At 71.5% G+C, this 15,815-nt stretch carries 16 protein-coding genes; 8 read left to right on the top strand and 8 right to left on the bottom strand.

Features of this window, described 5'->3' with window-relative positions; translation table 11 throughout:
• Positions 1 to 2: 2 nt before the first annotated feature.
• The 3 genes from C8E83_RS18810 to C8E83_RS18800 form a co-directional block, all read right to left on the bottom strand.
• On the bottom strand, positions 3 to 1,262 hold the full coding sequence (locus C8E83_RS18810) for an acyltransferase family protein (protein WP_121371596.1): 1,260 nt from the start codon (positions 1,260 to 1,262) through the stop codon (positions 3 to 5).
• A 118-nt stretch (positions 1,263 to 1,380) separates the two neighbouring features.
• The gene (gene cysE / locus C8E83_RS18805) at positions 1,381 to 1,908 is read right to left on the bottom strand and encodes a serine O-acetyltransferase (protein ID WP_121371595.1); all 528 of its coding nucleotides are present in this window, start codon (positions 1,906 to 1,908) and stop codon (positions 1,381 to 1,383) included.
• Positions 1,909 to 1,951: 43 nt separating this feature from the next.
• Positions 1,952 to 2,422, bottom strand: a complete 471-nt coding sequence (locus tag C8E83_RS18800; protein WP_121371594.1) for a hypothetical protein — start codon at positions 2,420 to 2,422, stop codon at positions 1,952 to 1,954.
• 210 nt (positions 2,423 to 2,632) lie between these two features.
• Here C8E83_RS18800 and C8E83_RS18795 point away from each other — a divergent pair, with 210 nt between their 5' ends.
• On the top strand, positions 2,633 to 3,100 hold the full coding sequence (locus tag C8E83_RS18795) for an NUDIX hydrolase (RefSeq protein ID WP_121371593.1): 468 nt from the start codon (positions 2,633 to 2,635) through the stop codon (positions 3,098 to 3,100).
• Positions 3,101 to 3,136: 36 nt separating this feature from the next.
• Here C8E83_RS18795 and C8E83_RS18790 read toward each other — a convergent pair whose 3' ends face one another.
• Positions 3,137 to 3,655, bottom strand: a complete 519-nt coding sequence (locus C8E83_RS18790; RefSeq protein WP_121371592.1) for a DinB family protein — start codon at positions 3,653 to 3,655, stop codon at positions 3,137 to 3,139.
• A 147-nt stretch (positions 3,656 to 3,802) separates the two neighbouring features.
• Here C8E83_RS18790 and C8E83_RS18785 point away from each other — a divergent pair, with 147 nt between their 5' ends.
• Positions 3,803 to 4,375, top strand: coding sequence for a hypothetical protein (locus tag C8E83_RS18785; protein ID WP_121371591.1), 573 nt, complete (start codon positions 3,803 to 3,805; stop codon positions 4,373 to 4,375).
• 145 nt (positions 4,376 to 4,520) lie between these two features.
• Positions 4,521 to 6,068, top strand: a complete 1,548-nt coding sequence (locus tag C8E83_RS18780; protein WP_121371590.1) for an MFS transporter — start codon at positions 4,521 to 4,523, stop codon at positions 6,066 to 6,068.
• Positions 6,069 to 6,200: 132 nt separating this feature from the next.
• Here C8E83_RS18780 and C8E83_RS18775 read toward each other — a convergent pair whose 3' ends face one another.
• Positions 6,201 to 7,214 (bottom strand): NAD(P)/FAD-dependent oxidoreductase, encoded by a 1,014-nt coding sequence (locus tag C8E83_RS18775; protein ID WP_121371589.1) that lies wholly within the window; start codon positions 7,212 to 7,214, stop codon positions 6,201 to 6,203.
• Positions 7,215 to 7,264: 50 nt separating this feature from the next.
• Between C8E83_RS18775 and C8E83_RS18770 the strand changes: the two genes are divergently transcribed.
• Positions 7,265 to 7,828 carry a helix-turn-helix domain-containing protein gene (locus C8E83_RS18770; RefSeq protein WP_121371588.1) on the top strand — a complete coding sequence of 188 codons (564 nt, stop codon included), beginning with the start codon at positions 7,265 to 7,267 and terminating at the stop codon, positions 7,826 to 7,828.
• Positions 7,829 to 7,937: 109 nt separating this feature from the next.
• The gene (locus C8E83_RS18765) at positions 7,938 to 9,452 is read left to right on the top strand and encodes a SulP family inorganic anion transporter (protein WP_121371587.1); all 1,515 of its coding nucleotides are present in this window, start codon (positions 7,938 to 7,940) and stop codon (positions 9,450 to 9,452) included.
• A gap of 136 nt (positions 9,453 to 9,588) precedes the next feature.
• Here the strand turns inward: C8E83_RS18765 and C8E83_RS18760 are convergent, their stop codons facing one another.
• Positions 9,589 to 11,379 (bottom strand): glycerol-3-phosphate dehydrogenase/oxidase, encoded by a 1,791-nt coding sequence (locus C8E83_RS18760; RefSeq protein ID WP_121371586.1) that lies wholly within the window; start codon positions 11,377 to 11,379, stop codon positions 9,589 to 9,591.
• Between the two features lie 214 nt (positions 11,380 to 11,593).
• Here C8E83_RS18760 and C8E83_RS18755 point away from each other — a divergent pair, with 214 nt between their 5' ends.
• Positions 11,594 to 12,499, top strand: a complete 906-nt coding sequence (locus tag C8E83_RS18755; RefSeq protein WP_121372012.1) for a sugar-binding transcriptional regulator — start codon at positions 11,594 to 11,596, stop codon at positions 12,497 to 12,499.
• A 17-nt stretch (positions 12,500 to 12,516) separates the two neighbouring features.
• Here C8E83_RS18755 and C8E83_RS18750 read toward each other — a convergent pair whose 3' ends face one another.
• Positions 12,517 to 13,170, bottom strand: coding sequence for a histidine phosphatase family protein (locus C8E83_RS18750; protein WP_121371585.1), 654 nt, complete (start codon positions 13,168 to 13,170; stop codon positions 12,517 to 12,519).
• A 72-nt stretch (positions 13,171 to 13,242) separates the two neighbouring features.
• Here C8E83_RS18750 and C8E83_RS18745 point away from each other — a divergent pair, with 72 nt between their 5' ends.
• Positions 13,243 to 13,887 (top strand): GntR family transcriptional regulator, encoded by a 645-nt coding sequence (locus tag C8E83_RS18745; RefSeq protein WP_211331734.1) that lies wholly within the window; start codon positions 13,243 to 13,245, stop codon positions 13,885 to 13,887.
• Positions 13,884 to 15,170, top strand: coding sequence for an MFS transporter (locus tag C8E83_RS18740; RefSeq protein ID WP_121371584.1), 1,287 nt, complete (start codon positions 13,884 to 13,886; stop codon positions 15,168 to 15,170). The genes C8E83_RS18745 and C8E83_RS18740 overlap by 4 nt, the downstream gene beginning before the upstream one ends.
• 9 nt (positions 15,171 to 15,179) lie before the next feature.
• On the opposite strand, the gene C8E83_RS18735 is transcribed toward C8E83_RS18740, so the two are convergent.
• Positions 15,180 to 15,743: a hypothetical protein gene (locus C8E83_RS18735; RefSeq protein WP_121371583.1), complete on the bottom strand. Its 564-nt coding sequence runs from the start codon at positions 15,741 to 15,743 to the stop codon at positions 15,180 to 15,182.
• Positions 15,744 to 15,815: the final 72 nt, after the last annotated feature.

Raw genomic sequence — 15,815 nt, 5'->3', positions numbered from 1 at the left:
ATCTACGATGACACAGTTGCCTGACCCGCCACTGCTTGTTTCGCCGCCGGCTGAGCCTGCCGAGCCTGCGCCTGCCCGGCCGCCGGCCGCGACCACGACTTCGGCTCGAACCGGCGCTTGACGACGAGGAACGGCTTCTCGACGACGAAATGGCTGAGGATCGCCACGCCGACCGCGATCGCGATGACGGCGAAGGTGCCGCCCAGGCCGGGGAAGTAGGGCAGCAGGAGGCTCATCACGAGCACGTGCCACAGGTAGAGCGAGTACGACACGTTCGCGCCGAACCACGCCATGGGCTTCAGCGCCAGCACGCGGCTCACGAGAGTGGGGCGCGAGACCAGCCCGCCCACCATGAAGGCCGCGGCCACGCCGATGCTCGGCAGGATCATGCCGAAGAACGGGGCGTGCTGGTTCCAGTCGCCGGACGTGATCGAGAACATCACGGCGACGATGTACGCGGCGCCCACCCAGGTCGCGACCTGGCCGAACCGGCTCGCGAACAGCCTGCGGGCTCCTGCGCTCTGGAGAGCCAGCGCGAGGATGCAGCCGCTCAGGAGCGGCGCCACGTTCGCCACCGGGCTGAAGTAGATGTCGGCGGTCGCGCCCGAGTTCGGCGTCGTGTAGAGCAGCCAGCCGAGGGCGCAGGAGACGACGACGAGTCCGGCCAGGGTCCAGGCGATGGTCCGGCGACGGAGGCCGACGAAGAGCGCGAGGGCGAGCACGGGCGGCCAGACGAGGTAGAACTGCTCTTCCATCGCGAGGCTCCAGCTCGGGGCGAAGATGCCCTGCGAGATGTGGCCGAACGCCCGGGCGAAATTGCCGGTGTAGGTGAGGGCGATGAGGGCAGCGCCGCCCGCCGAGAGGTTCTTCGTGGTTCCGTCGTCACCGACGAGGAACCACAGCGACGCACCGACCGCGACGACGACGATCAGCGTCGGGTAGAGCCGGAGCACCCGCCGAGCCCAGAACCGGGCGAGGTTGATCGTGTTCGAGCGGACGTGCTCCTTGAGGAGCAGCGAGGTGATGAGGTACCCCGACAGCACGAAGAAGACATTGACGCCGACGAAACCGCCGTTGAAGTGCGGAACGTGGAAGTGGTACAGCACGACGCCGAGGATGGCCAGCGTGCGGACGCCGTCGAGGGCCGGGAGCCTCGAGCCGGCGGCCTGCGCAGGCCTCGTGGAGGCGCCGGACTCGGCGCTCGCGGCGCCGGAACGGGCAGGGGCGGGCGATGGCGCGGTGAGGGTCGTCGTCGTTGCCATTCGAGACAGTCAACCAGCCAACCTTTGATGTTCCTGAGCGGGAGCATAAGAAACAGATCAGAACCATCCGGTTCGGTGTGTACCCCGTTCGCGCGAGGGAGCAGGGTCTCGCGACGGCTCAGAGCGGCTTCGCGGGCACCCCGACGACGGTCGTTCCGGGCAGCACGTCGCGCGTCACGACGGCGTTCGCTCCCACCCTCGCCCCGGCGCCGACGGTCACCGGGCCCAGGATCGCGGCCCCGGCACCGACCACGACGCCGTCGCCGAGCGTGGGGTGCCGTCGCAGGGAGTCTCCGCGCCCGCGACCGCCGAGCGTCACCCCGTGATAGAGGAGCACGTCGTCGCCGACGACCGCGGTCTCGCCGATGACGACTCCCATGCCGTGGTCGATGAAGAGCCGCTCGCCGATGCGGGCGCCGGGGTGGATCTCGACGCCGGTCGCCGAGCGGACGAGCTGCGAGAGGAGTCGTGCGACGAAGCGCGCGCCGGGCCACGTGGCCCCGTACCAGAGACGGGTCGTGACGCGATACGCCCAGACGGCGTGGAGGCCCGAGTAGGCCACGGCGACCTCGAGGGAGGAGCGTGCGGCGGGATCCTGCCGCTTCGCCGCCCGGATGTCGTCGCGCAGTCGCGCCAGGAGTCGCACCCGGAAAGTCTAGGGCCGCGTCGGCGACTTAGGGGTCAGTGCGTCAGAGGGTCGCGAGCGACGCGACCTGGATGTCGAGGTCGATGATCAGCGACAGGAGTCGGCCGTCGCTCATGGTGCGGAACTCGTACTGGCGGTCGCCGATCTCCTGCGGCTCGGCCCAGGCGAGCGCGAGGCGGCCGCGGTGGTCCAGCGAGGTGTGGATCGCGAGCCAGCGGATGATCGCGGCGCGCTCGTCGCGGACCGCGCGGGTGCGGACGGCGCGGCGGCGGCTGATGACGAGAGCGACGACGGTGAAGGCGACGGCGGCCGCGACGACGACGAGCTTGGCGGCCAGGGGAAGCGGCAGGAGGGCGGCGATCACGATCGACTGCACGGCGGTGAGCAGCAGCGTCGAGTCGAGCATCGAGTAGCGACGCAGGGGAAGTCCGCGGCCGTTGCCGCAGCGCAGCGTCTCGCGCGGCAGCTCGATCTCGCGCAGCGCGTTCGCGGCGGTGGGATTGATGATGGACACGGTGTGGAACTCCCCTGGCCCGACCCTCGGGCTCACTTGCAATCGTGGCGGGGAGCGCTGGGGGACGGGAGGCCCCCGTCCGGGGCGCCATTACCCCAGTTCAGGGGCCGATTATATGTCTTTGTGGGGCATTTGGGGGACCCCTTTCGACGATTTTCTCGAGAATTCCTCGCCCGATGTCCGCGAGGCGCTCGCTGATAGCCTGCCGCCATGCCGACCCCCGACTTCGTCCTGGCCCTCCGCGAGAAGATCGGCAACGCCCCGCTGTGGCTCTCCGGCGTCACCGCGGTGGTCGTCCGCGGCGACGACGTGCTCATGGTCAAGCGCTCCGACACGGGCGCGTGGACACCCGTCACGGGCATCATCGACCCGGGCGAGCACCCCGCGGTCGCAGGAGCCCGCGAAGTCCTCGAGGAGGCGTCGATCACCGCCCGCCCCGTCCGCCTCGCCATGGTCGACGTGACCGCTCCCGTGGTCTACGGCAACGGCGACGTGTCGCAGTACCTCGACCTCACGTTCCTCTTCGAGTACGTCGCCGGCGAGCCGTTCCCGGCCGACGGGGAGAACACCGAGGCGCGGTGGTTCGGCCGCGACGAGCTGCCCGAGATGGCTCCCGACATGGGGGCGCGGGTGGCGGCGGCGCTGAGCGACGAGGTCGCGGCGGCCTTCGGATCCTGACGCCTGCGGCTAAGACCCGCGCGGCTGGCGCGTGAGCTAGCGCGTGACGTCGTGCAGGTGGTGGACGGGGTCGTGCACGAAGTAGCGGGCCAGGGTGTCGACGGTGAAGCCGCTGCCGTCGGAGCGCAGGCCGGTGCGGCCGAGGTCGGCGTCGTCGACGCGCTCGAAGGCGGCGGCGACCGTCTCTGCGGCCTCGACGAGCTCGTCGGCGACGACCCGTGGCTCCTGCGAGGCGTAGTCGTCGTCGATCGCGGTGGCGTCCTGGTCCCAGTTGGCGAAGGTCGGGGCGTCCTCGCCCAGCATGAGCGCCAGGCGCGTGTCGAAGATGCGGAACACGTCGCGTACGTGGGCGCCGTACTCGAGCGGCGACCAGGTGTCGTCGTCGGGTCGGAGGCGCGCGTCGGGCTCGGCGAGGCGGGCGGGCCACTGCGCCGCGTTCTCGCGGACGAGCCCCGGGACGTCGCGGAAGGCGACCTTCGCTGCGTCGTACCCGCACTCGGTGCAGGGCTTCTCGAGGACCCAGGTCCAGTTCTTCGTGTCGGGCGTGATCGGCATGTGGCGAGCGTAGAGCCGGGTCGCAGGATCGCCGAGAGCTGCGACTGCCACCGTGCGCCGGGAAACCGCCAACCGTGGCGCTCCCGCCTGCCCGCGCCGCGCTCCGGCGCGCCTGCGGCGGGCGCCGCGCCGCGCTAGATTCATGGGGTGAGGAAGTCGAAGCGCGAGGCCAGGAAGGCGGAGTCCGTCGACCCCGCCCAGGTCGAGGGCCCGGTCGACGACGGCCTCCTCATCGCCCGCCAGGCCGCGGCGATCGCGGTCGCGAACGACATCATCGTCGGGGCCCTGCGCGAGAACCGCGACTTCGACCAGGCCGTGGCCGAGACCTGGGTGCGCGACGAGCTGACCAAGCTGGCGCAGGAGCAGACGGAGCTCGCGTCGAGACTCGCGTCCACCCGCACGAAGGCCGTGAAGTCGCGCGGCCGCTCGCGCCACCAGTTCGACTACCGCCGCGAGGACGACGAGCCGCTGCTGCTGCGCGAGACCATCTCGACGACGATCGCGCAGCGGCTGGAGGAGCTGAAGGGCGACGACGCCTACGTCGACGAGATCGTCCTCGCCGCCCGCGACCGGGCCTGGCACGACATCGGCGGGGCGATCATGAGCCGCGTGACGAACGTCGTCGTCGACGAGGGCGACTACGAGGAGCGTCGTGAGTTCCGCCTCCGCGACCTCGTCGACATCGACCTCAAAGAGCTCCTGGCGTCGGCGCGCGGCTAGTCCCGCCCTCTTTTCCGCGGGCCGGGAATGTCGGTGCCCGCTGCTACGTTGGGCCGGTCGGCGTCGCCGCCATCCGGCCCTCTCCGCGTCCAACGACGAACGCGATGGTTGTCTCCTCTTCCCATCGATCGATCGTCAGGACCCCATGTCAACGACCACGTCCCCCGTCACGGGCTCGCTCCCGACCAGGCGCTCCGCAGCGCCGGCCGGCCGCGACCACAAGTGGCTGCTCCTCGCCACCGTGGGCCTCGCCCAGCTGATGGTGGTGCTCGACGCCACCATCGTCAACATCGCGCTCCCCAGCGCCCAGGCCGACCTCGGCTTCACGAACGACAACCGCCAGTGGGTCGTCACCGCGTACTCGCTCGCGTTCGGCAGCCTCCTGCTGCTCGGCGGCCGCCTCAGCGACATCTTCGGCCGCAAGACGACGTTCATCATCGGCCTCATCGGCTTCGCGCTGGTCTCCGTGCTCGGCGGTGCCTCGCAGTCGTTCGGCATGCTGGTCGCGGCGCGCGCCCTCCAGGGCGCATTCGGCGCCCTCCTCGCCCCGTCGGCCCTCGGCATCATGACGACCACGTTCTCCGACCCGAAGGAGCGCAGCAAGGCGTTCGCCATCTTCGGCGCGATCGCGGGTTCGGGTGCGGCCGTCGGCCTGCTCCTGGGCGGTGTCCTCACCGAGTACACCTCGTGGCGCTTCTGCCTCTTCGTGAACGTCGTCTTCGCCGTGCTCGCCCTCATCGGCGCGCTCGCGTTCCTCAAGGCGAAGGCCGCGGGCGGAGTGCAGCACCACGTCGACATCCCCGGCGTCATCACCGTCACGGCCGGCCTCGTCGGCATCGTCTACGGCTTCTCGAACGCCGAGACCGACAGCTGGAGCGCCCCGCTCACGATCGTCTGCCTCGCCGCCGGCCTCGTGCTGCTCGTGGTCTTCGTGGTCCTGCAGATGCGCGTCGCGCACCCGCTGCTGCCGCTCCGCATCATCCTCAACCGCGACCGCGGTGGCTCGTACCTCGTCATCGGCCTCGCCGCCGTGGGCATGTTCGCCGTGTTCCTCTTCCTCACGTACTACCTCGAGCTCACCCTCGGGTTCTCGTCGCTGAAGACCGGCGTGGCGTTCCTGCCGATGCCGCTCTCGATCATGCTCAGCGCGACCGTGTTCGGCAGCCGACTGCTGCCGCGCGTCGGGCCGCGCCTGCTGATCTTCATCGGCGGCCTCCTCGGCGCCGCGGGCCTCACGCTCTTCACGCGCATCGGCCTCGACTCGTCGTACGCGACGGTCGTCCTGCCGGGCCTCATCGTCATGGGCCTCGGCATGGGCCTCATCTTCTCGTCGGCGATGAACACCGCGACCTCGGGCGTCGCCCGTGAAGACGCCGGCGTCGCGTCGGCGACGGTGAACACGATGCAGCAGATCGGCGGCTCGATCGGCACCGCGCTGCTGTCGACCCTGTCGGCGAACGCCGTCACGTCGTACATCACGGCTCACGGAACGTCGAAGCTCGACCAGGCCAACGCCACCCTCGCCGGGTACCACCTGTCGTTCTGGGTCTCCGTCGGCATCTTCGTGATCATCGCCATCGTCGGCGGCACCCTGCTTCGTCGCCACGGCGACCGCCAGCAGCGCCTCGCCGCGGCGGCGAACACGACCGGCGCCGTCACCGGCCCCGTCGAGATCCCGGCCGGGCTGCACTAGCCCGCCCTGCTCCGTCGAACGGCCCGCTCACCCTCCGGTGGGCGGGCCGTTCCGCGCTCGGGGCGGCCAGTTCCGCGTCTGGTCGGCCCGTTTCCCGTCCGGGGCGGGTGGACGCCGGGCGCCGGCGCCTCGCTACGCCCGCGCGGCCAGCGCCGCGACCGCGGCGTCCGTCTCCTCCTCGATGAGGTCCATGTTCAGCATCGCGGCCGCGCCGACGCCCGCTGCGGCCGCCGCGACCACCTGCAGCATCGGGTCGACGACGTTGCCCGCGGCCCAGACCCCGGGCACGGAGGTCCGGCCCATCGGGTCCGCGATGATGCGCGGAGCGCCCGACACGGGGTGGGCCGCCACCTCGACCCCGAGGGCGTCCACGAGCGACGAGCGTGCACGGGTCGACGTGGTGACCGCGATCGCGGCCGCGGGGACGACCTCGCCCGAGTCGAGCTCGACACCCGTGACGGCATCGACCGCGACCACGACGCGGCGGGCGCGGCCGGCGACCACCCGGATCCTGCGCGCTTGGAGGCGTGTCAGCTCGGCCGGCGACGGCGCCGCGGCCGGGTCGCTCACCACGAGCGCGACCTCGTCGGACCACTGGCTGAAGAGCAGCGCCTGGTGCACGGCGAACGGGGTGGTGCCGAGTACGGCGATCGGCCGCTCGCGCACCTCCCAGCCGTGGCAGTAGGGGCAGTGCACGACGTCGCGTCCGAAGCGCTCGGCCAGGCCCTCGACGTCGGGGAGCTCGTCGGCGAGGCCGGAGGCGACGAGCACGCGTCGGCACTGCAGGATCCGAGTGTCGCCGAGCACGACCTCGAACGTCGGCGCGGGCGTCGCCGCGCCCGATTCCGGAATCGCCGCACGCACCGGGCCGCCGCGCCGCACGTCGTCCACGCGCCCGTCGAGGACGACGCCGCCGTAGCGCCGCACCTCGTCGCGCCCGAGGTCGAGCAGCTCGCGCGGATCGATGCCGTCGCGCGAGAGGAAACCGTGCACACCCGAGGCCCGGGCGTTCCGGGGCGTGCCGTCGTCCACCACGACCACGCTGCGCCGGGCACGGGCGAGGGTCAGCGCCGCGCTGAGGCCGGCCGCGCCGCCTCCGATCACGACGACGTCGAGCAGGCCTGGCTGGGCTGAGTTCTCTGTCATGGCCACAGGATCCGGCGCGACTCCCCGATTCGGCAACTATTCTTGCCGGTATGGCACACGACGACATCCTCTCGGGCGTCGGCCCGCGACTGCGATCCCTCCGGCAGCGCCGGGGCATCACTCTGGCCGACCTCTCCGCCGAGACGGGGATCTCGAGCAGCACCCTCTCGAGGCTCGAGTCGGGAGGGCGCAGGGCCACCCTCGAGCTCCTGCTGCCTCTGGCCCAGGCGTACGCCGTGCCGCTCGACGACCTCGTGGGGGCGCCGGCCACGGGCGACCCGCGGATCCACGTGAAGCCGGTGAAGGCGCACGGCATGACGATCCTGCCGCTGTCGCGCGGCGCGAGCGGCATGCAGGTGTTCAAGAACGTGCTGCCCGCGGGCACCGATCGCACGCGGCCCGATCCGCGCACTCACGAGGGGCACGAGTGGCTGTACGTGATCCGGGGGCGGCTGCGGCTCGTGCTCGGCCCGCGCGACCTCGTGCTCGAGGCCGGCGAGGCGGCGGAGTTCGACACCTCCACGCCGCACTGGTTCGGGCGGGTGGACGACCGGGCGGTGGAGTTCCTCAGCCTGTTCGGGCGGCAGGGCGAGCGGATGCACGTGCGGAGCTGACCCGCCGGGTCGACTAGCGTGGAGCCCGGTGCGACGACGCGCCGGCCCCGCGGCCGAGCGCGAGCGTTCCCGGGCTCCTGCGGCCGCCCCTCTCCGACCCGGAAGCCCGATGACCGCCGCCCCGCCGCTGCCCGCCCCCTCGCCCGCCCTGACCGTCGCCGCCGTGCTCCGCTCGCCGCGGCTTCTCACCCGTGAGGCGCTCGCCGGCATCGTCACCACGCTCGCGCTCGTGCCCGAGGTCATCTCGTTCTCGATCGTCGCCGGCGTCGACCCGCTGGTGAGCCTCGTCGCCTCGATCGTGCTCTGCCTGGTGATGTCGGTGCTCGGCGGCAGACCCGGCGTGGTGACGGCGGCCGCAGGATCCGTCGCGCTCGTGATCGCACCCCTCGTGTCGGCGCACGGGGTCGAGTACGTGCTCCCGACCGTGATCCTCGCCGGTCTCGTGCAGCTCGTCTTCGGTCTCGCCGGACTCGCCCGGCTCATGCGGTTCATCCCCCGCAGCGTCATGATCGGCTTCGTCAACGCCCTGGGCGTGCTCATCTTCACGGCGCAGGTCCGCCACGTGATCGGCGTGCCGTGGATCGCGTACGTGCTCTTCGCGCTCACGCTGGCCGTCGTGATCCTGCTGCCTCGCTTCACGCGGGTCGTGCCGGCGCCGCTCGTCGCGATCGTGCTGGTCACGGCGATCGTCATCGTCGGTCACGTCTCCGTGCCGAACGTGGGCGACGAGGGCCTTCTCGGCGGCGGCCTGCCCGGCCTGACCAGGCTCGCGGTCCCGCTCGACGTCCAGACGCTGCAGATCGTCTGGCCCACGGCGATCTCGGTCGCGTTCGTCGGCCTCATGGAGACCCTGCTCACGGCGAAGCTCGTCGACGACCTCACCGAGACGCCGTCCCGCAAGGGCCGCGAGTCGTGGGCGCTCGGCGTCGCGAACATCGCCGCCGGCTTCTACGGCGGCATCGCGGGCTGCGCCATGATCGGGCAGACGATCCTCAACGTGAAGACCGGCGGGGCCCGCACCCGCGTCTCGACGTTCGTCGCGGGCCTGTTCCTGCTGGCGCTCGTCACGGGGCTGTCGGCCGTGATGGCGCAGATCCCCATGGTCGCGCTCGCCGCCGTCATGATGATCGTGGCGATCACGACCGTCGACTGGCATTCGGTGCGGCCGTCCACCCTCCGGCGCATGCCGCTGCCCGAGACCATCGTCATGGCCGTCACCGTCATCGTGGTCGTCGTCTCGAACAACCTCGCCCTGGGCGTGCTCGTCGGGGTGGTGCTGGCGATGATCCTGTTCGCCCGTCGGGTCGCCCACGTGATCGGCGTGACCCGTCAGGGCGCAGGAGCCGGCGACACCCTGCGCTACGAAGTCCGCGGCCCCCTCTTCTTCGGCTCCAGCAACGACCTCGTCGAGCACTTCGCCTACGTCGAGGACGCCGCCATCGCGCCTGCCGGCGGCGTGGTGATCGACCTCACGCACGCGCAGATCTGGGACGCCTCGACGGTGGCCGCGCTCGACTCGATCGAGGCGAAGTACCGGGCGCTCGGCGTCGAGGCGACGTTCGAGGGGCTCGACGAGCGCAGTTCGGCGTTCCACCGGCGGCTGAGCGGGCGTCTCTCGGCCTGAGGCGCCCCCGAGGCAGCCAGGGCACGGGGCAGCCCGAGCACGGAAAAGGGCGCCGGCCCCAGCGGTTGCAGTCGCTGAGGCCAGGCGCCCTGGCCGGTGGTCGAGCACCCGAATGCCCGGCCGCGAGTGTGTGCGGCTACGCCTTCGCGAGGTCGGCGGCCTCGGCGGCCACCGCCTCGGTCGAGGCCGGTGCCGACGCGACGTCGACCCCGTGGAAGGTCGCGAGGATCGACACCGTGTTCGCCACCTCGGCGGCGCGGTCGTCGTCGCTCCAGCCGAGCACCGGCTGGAGGATCCCGGCGAGCTCCTCGAGGAGCTCGATCGTGACGCCGCCGACGAACGCGAGGTTGGTGCGGCGGAGCACGACGTCGACGAGGTGCACGACGTCCTCGTGCTCGGCGAAGTAGGCGATCTCGGAGGCCGTGAAGTCGGCGTCGTGGGCGAGCGTCTCGGACGGCTGGTCGAGAAGCACCTGGATCACGTCCGCGGCACGGGTGCCGTAGCGGGTCAGGAGGCGGTCGACCTGGTCGCGCGAGAGGCCGTCGGCGTGGTCGGTGATCCAGCGGGCGCGGTCGCCCGGAAGCACCGGGAAGTCCTTGCCGCCGCCGATGGGCATGCCGGCCGTGTCGACCGTGCGCGCCACGCCGAGACGGGTCGTGGCCTCGGTCGAGAGGTGGGTCGAGAGGGCGCGGAACGTCGTCCACTTGCCGCCGACGAGCGAGAGCACCTTCGACTGACCGAGCGCGGGCACGGCGGTCTCGACGATGCGGTAGTCGCGCGAGACGAAGCCGGCGGCGAGATCGTCGTGCTTCGGCAGCGGGCGCACGCCCGAGTAGCGGTACACGATGTCGTCGCGCGTGATCGTGATCGTCGGGAACACGTGCTTCACGAGGTCGAAGAAGTAGTCGACCTCCTCCTCCGTGCAGATCGCGGGCTGCGACATGTCGGCCTCGAGGTCCGTCGTGCCGATGAGCACGCGGCCCTTCAGCGGGTAGATGAGGACGATGCGGCCGTCGTTGTTCTCGAAGAACAGCTCGCGGCCGTTAGTCGCCTTGAGCAGCTCGGGGTGGTCGACGACGATGTGCGAGCCCTTCGTGCCGCCCATGTACTGCGACTTCGCGCCGAACGCGTCGTTGGTGAGGTCGGTCCACGGGCCGGAGGCGTTGATCACGACGGGGGCCGTGATGGCGAACTCGGCGCCCGAGACGATGTCGCGGACGAGGACGCCGCCATCCTGCGCCCCGATGGCCTCGACGTAGTTGGCGCTGCGGGCGAGCTTGCCCTCGCCGCCGCGGTCGCCGGCCGCCAGGCCGTCCTTCAGCACGTCGAGCGCGAGGCGCTCGGGCTCGTGCACGGAGGCGTCGTAGTACGTGCCGGTGTACTTGAGATCGGGGTTCAGCGCCGGCATGTCGCGGAGGGCGGCCTTGCGGGTGCGGAACACGTGGCGGGGCACCGAGCCGCCGTCGCGAGAGAACGAGTCGTAGAGGGTCATGCCGATCTGGATCAGCAGAGCGCCGCGCTCCTTCGTGGAGCGCTGCTTGTGCGTGAGCATACGCAGGGGGGCGTTCATGATGCCGGAGAACGTCGAGAAGATCGGCATGGTCGTCTGGAGCGGCTTGACGTAGTGCGGAGCGATCTTGAGGAGGCCGTTGCGCTCCTCGACGCTCTCGCGGACGAGGCGGAACTCGCCGTTCTCGAGGTAGCGGATGCCGCCGTGGATCATGTGGCTCGACGCGGCCGACGCACCCGAGGCGTAGTCGTTGCGCTCGACGAGCACGACGTCGACGCCCTGCAGGGCCAGGTCGCGGAAGGTGGCGATGCCGTTGATGCCGCCACCGATGATGAGCACCTGCGCGGTGGGGCGCTCCTGGATTGCCTTCACGTTGGCCCGGAGGGCCTTCTCGCCTGTCGTCGTCGACTCAGTCATGACTCTGCCTTTTCGCAATTCGTCTCATGTGATCGACGCATCACGTCGATTCAGCCATACTTGACCCGCCGCGCATGGCGGTCAAGAGGTCTGCACATATGTGCAGCGGAGAATTCGACGAGGAGTCCGACCGGTGACGTTCGAGACGCAGTCCAGCGACAAGACCCAGGACGCCCTACGCGCCTCGCACCTCTACTACCTCCAGGACCTCACCATGGAGGCGATCGCGCGCGAGCTCGGCACGAGCCGCTCGAGCGTGTCGCGACTGCTGAGTTTCGCGCGGGAGTCCGGCCTCGTCGACATCCAGATCAAGTCGCCGCTGGATCAGGCGACGGTCATCTCGGAGGCCCTCCACCGCCGCTGGGGCGTCGTCGCCCACGTCGTGCCCGTGCCCGACCAGACCACCGACGTCGACCGGCTCGACCGCGTCGCCCTGTCGGCTGCACGAATTCTCACCCAGTTCGTCGACTCGAACATGGTGATCGGCGTCGCCTGGGGCTCGACGGTCAGCGCCATCAGCCGCTACCTCGTGCCGAAGGCGACGCACGGATCGACGATCGTGCAGCTCAACGGCGCCGCGAACACGCGCACGACGGGCATCGTCTACGCCTCCGAGATCCTCCGCCGCTTCGGCGACGCCTTCGGGGCGACCGTCCAGCAGTTCCCGGTGCCGGCGTTCTTCGACGATCCGGAGACGAAGCTGGCGCTGTGGCGGGAGCGCTCCACGAAGCGGGTGCTGGAGTTCCAGGAGGCCATGGACGTCGTTCTCTTCGGCATCGGCGCGGCGAACGCACTGGTGCCGAGCCACGTCTACTCGGGCGGGTACCTCGAGGCGGCGGACCACGAGAGCCTGGCGGCCGAGGGCGTCGTCGGTGACGTGGCGACGGTGTTCTTCCGGGCGGACGGCTCGTCGACGGACATCACGCTGAACAAGCGGGCGTCCGGCCCGGACTTCGCGACGATCCGCCGGGCGCCGCGGCGCGTGTGCGTCGCCGCCGGCGTCGCCAAGGCCGAGGGGCTGCGCGGGGCCCTGGCCGCCGGGCTCGTCACCGACGTGATCGTCGACGAGAGCTGCGCGCGGGCGCTGCTCGAGGCTCCCGGCGCCGGCGCGGGCGCCTGACGTCGCGCAGGAGCCGCCTAGAGCGCCTCGCCCAGAGGGTCGCGGGCCGCGACGTCGACGGGGCCGACCGGTTCGCCCATCCACGTCTCGATGATCCAGCCGTCGGAGGGCGAGCCCACGAGGACGATCACGCCCGTGTTGGCGAGGTTGTGCGAGGCCGTGAACGCCGCGTCGAGGTTCGCGGCCCGGCCGCCCAGCCACACCCGGATCGCTCCGGCGTGCGAGACGACGGCGACGGTCGAGTCGTCACCGTGACGCCGGGCCACCTCGGCCACCGCCCCGTCAAACCGCTCGAGGAAGTGCCGCCCGTCGTAGGCGCCGGGGATGCACGCGTCGAGGTCGCCCTCGGCCCACCGCTTGATCGGGGCGAGGTAGTCCTGGAACGACTGCCGGTCGGTCAGGTCTTCGTAGTCGCCGGCCTCGATCTCCTCCACGCCGTCGATCACCCGGGCGTCGAGCCCGAGCCGGGCCGCCAGAGGCGCCGCGGTGAGGGCCGTGCGGCGGAGCGTGGAGACGTAGAGACCGTCGAGGGGCGTGTCGGCGAGTGCCTCGGCGAGGGCTTCCGCCTGCTCCTGCCCCAGGTCGGTGATGCCCGGCCCCGGCGGCCTGGTCGAGAGCGCGCCCGAGACGTTGGCGGGGGTCTCGGCGTGACGGATGAGCAACAGGCGCACGGCGCTACAGTACGCCGGTCGCGCCTGCCGGACGTGTTGCATGCATCTTTGCATGCAAAGTAGTCTCGACCTGTGACCATCACGACCGACGTGCCCGCCGCCGAACGGGCCTACAGCGAGACGAAGGCGCGGATCATCCGCGGCGATCTTCCGGGCGGGTCCACGCTCAGCGAGGTCGCGGTGTGCGCCGAGCTCGGGCTCAGCCGGACGCCGGTGCACGAGGCGTTCCTGCGGCTCGCCTCCGAAGAGCTGCTCACGCTCGAGTCGCGCAAGGGCGCCGTCGTGCGGCCGATGTCGCCGAGCGAGGCCGACGACGTGGTCGAGATGCGCGAGGCCGTCGAGGCGGCGGCCGCGCGTCGGCTTCTCCGGAATCCGGTGCCCGCCGACCTCGTCGAGCGGCTCCAGGCGCTGCTCGACCGACAGGAATCCTGCATCGCCGACACGCCCGCCGACGTGGACGGCTTCGTCGAGGCCGACGACGAGTTCCACACGCTGATCGTCGAGGCGGCCAGGAACCCCATCGCGGCGCACTTCTCGCGGCTCCTGCACGACCGCGCCCAGCGTCTGCGCCACCACCTCATGCGCATCCGCCCCGAGCACCTGGCGACGTCGCTCGCCGACCACCGCGAACTGGCCGACGCCGTCGCCGCCGGTGACGCCGACGCCTACGCCCGAACGCTCGCCCGCCACGTCGACGTGCTGCGGGGCGTGCTGTGAGCGTCGACACCGGCAGCGTCACCCTGCCCCGCCGGGCACAGGGGTCGCAGGATCAGCGCCCCGCTCCCGCCCGACGGTCTCTCCCGCGCTGGGCGCTGGTCTGGGGCGCCGTCTTCGTGTCGTCGTGGGGCGGCAACCAGTTCAGCCCGCTGCTGCTGATGTACGAGAACCGCGAGCATTACACGTCGCTGCTCGTGAACGCCTTCCTCGGCGTCTACGTGCTGGGGCTGGCGCCGGCGCTCCTCGTCGCCGGGTCGCTCTCCGACCGGCACGGCCGCAAGCGCGTCACGCTCGTCGGCCTCGGCACGGCGATCGTCGGCTCGGGCCTCCTCGCGTTCGGCCCGCTGGGGCCGGAGTTCCTCCTCATCGGGCGGCTCTTCTCGGGCGCCACGGTCGGCATCGCCATGGCCGTCGGCAACTCCTGGATCAAAGAGCTCTCGCAGGCCCCGTTCGACCCCCGGGCCGACCGGGCAGCAGGAGCCCGACGAGCGTCACTCAGCTTCACCCTGGGGTCGGGGGTCGGCGCCCTCGTGGCCGGACTCATCGCGCAGTGGGGGCCCGCCCCCGAGGTGCTGCCCTTCCTCATCCACATCGCCGTGGCGGTGCCGTTCTTCTTCGTGGTGGCGCGCGTGCCCGAGTCCCGGTCGGAACCCGCGCTCGCCCAGGCCCGCGCCGCCGGTCCGTGGTGGCGACAGCTGCGGATCCCCGCCGCGTCACACCGCCGCTTCGTCCGAGTCGTCATGGTGTCGTGCCCGTGGATCTTCGCCGGCGCGGCGATCGCCTACGGCTACCTCCCCACACTGCTGCGGGCGTCGACCGGATCCTGGGGGCTCGTCTTCGCCACCACGGCGACCGTCGTGGCCCTCGGTGTGTCGTCGGCGTTCCAGCCGTTCGCGCGGCGGGTCCACTCGGCGACGAGCGCCCGCGGCCTCAGCGTGATGGTGCTCGTGATCGCGGCCGGCATCGGGCTCGTGATCGTCTCCGACGTCGAGCAGTCGATCTGGGTGGGACTCGCGGCCAACGCGGTGATCGGCTTCGGCATGGGGATCGGGCTGGTGTCCGGGCTCCTGGAGGTGCAGCGGATCGCCGGGCCCGATGGGCTCGCGGGGCTCACCGGGCTCTTCTACGCGGTCGCGTACGCCGGGTTCCTCGCGCCGGCGGTCATCGCCGCGGTGGCGTCGCTCGTGCCGGTCACGGCGATCCTGGGCGTCGTCGTCGCCCTCGCGCTGGTGAGCTGGGTGCTCGTGATGGTGTCGTTCCGCAAGCACCTGCCTGTGGCGTAGCTCCCCGCCTCAGGAGCCGACGTGCAGCGTGACCGCACCCGTCGACTCCGACAGGTCACAGCGGTCGCCGGGCGAGTTCCTGTGCCAACGGAGGTCGAACACCCGGCCGGCCAGCGCGCGACCGTCTGCGCCGTAGGCCGCCGCACTCACCCGACGCGGATTCCCCGTCGGCAACTCGAACTCCCAGGTACGCGGGATCTCGGTGTTCACGAACGCGAGGCTCGGCGCCTCGACCCGAGCCGCACCGGTGGGCGGCACGGGCGCGGGGAGCTCAGGCCCGGTCGGTTTCTCCGGAATCGAGGACGTCGAGCCGTCGTCGGCGGGAGTGGTCGCCGGCGCGCTCGCACCCGTTTCCGGAGTTGCCCACGCGGCCTCTGCGGCAGGCGCCGAACAACCACCGGTGGTGCAGAGTCGCACGTCGTGCACGTCGGCGGCGTCGCCCGCGATCCGCACGTCGACCGTGGTGACGTAGCCGACGGCCGGGCACGCGTCGAACTCGGGTGTCGCATGCGCTGACACGACGACCACCGCGATGATCGCCGCCGCGGCGATGCCGACACCGGCGAGCGCCATCCCTCCCCCGGGCTTCGTGGGTCGATCGTGTCACGGCGTCAGTCGAGCGCACCTCACGATCCCGCAACGATG

This window comes from Frondihabitans australicus (genome assembly GCF_003634555.1).
In the GTDB taxonomy this organism is placed as follows: domain Bacteria; phylum Actinomycetota; class Actinomycetes; order Actinomycetales; family Microbacteriaceae; genus Frondihabitans; species Frondihabitans australicus.
This window is presented reverse-complemented; position numbering and strand designations above follow the sequence as displayed.

Bases quoted from the DNA above. Each gene is read 5' to 3' on its own strand.
- C8E83_RS18770 (WP_121371588.1), top strand. From the start codon at position 7,265: ATGGCACACGACGACATCCTCTCGGGCGTCGGCCCGCGACTGCGATCC.
- C8E83_RS18780 (WP_121371590.1), top strand. From the start codon at position 4,521: ATGTCAACGACCACGTCCCCCGTCACGGGCTCGCTCCCGACCAGGCGC.
- C8E83_RS18735 (WP_121371583.1), bottom strand. From the start codon at position 15,743: ATGGCGCTCGCCGGTGTCGGCATCGCCGCGGCGGCGATCATCGCGGTG.
- C8E83_RS18810 (WP_121371596.1), bottom strand. From the start codon at position 1,262: ATGGCAACGACGACGACCCTCACCGCGCCATCGCCCGCCCCTGCCCGT.
- C8E83_RS18790 (WP_121371592.1), bottom strand. From the start codon at position 3,655: ATGCCGATCACGCCCGACACGAAGAACTGGACCTGGGTCCTCGAGAAG.
- C8E83_RS18760 (WP_121371586.1), bottom strand. From the start codon at position 11,379: ATGACTGAGTCGACGACGACAGGCGAGAAGGCCCTCCGGGCCAACGTG.
- C8E83_RS18755 (WP_121372012.1), top strand. From the start codon at position 11,594: ATGGAGGCGATCGCGCGCGAGCTCGGCACGAGCCGCTCGAGCGTGTCG.
- C8E83_RS18795 (WP_121371593.1), top strand. From the start codon at position 2,633: ATGCCGACCCCCGACTTCGTCCTGGCCCTCCGCGAGAAGATCGGCAAC.
- C8E83_RS18775 (WP_121371589.1), bottom strand. From the start codon at position 7,214: ATGACAGAGAACTCAGCCCAGCCAGGCCTGCTCGACGTCGTCGTGATC.
- C8E83_RS18765 (WP_121371587.1), top strand. From the start codon at position 7,938: ATGACCGCCGCCCCGCCGCTGCCCGCCCCCTCGCCCGCCCTGACCGTC.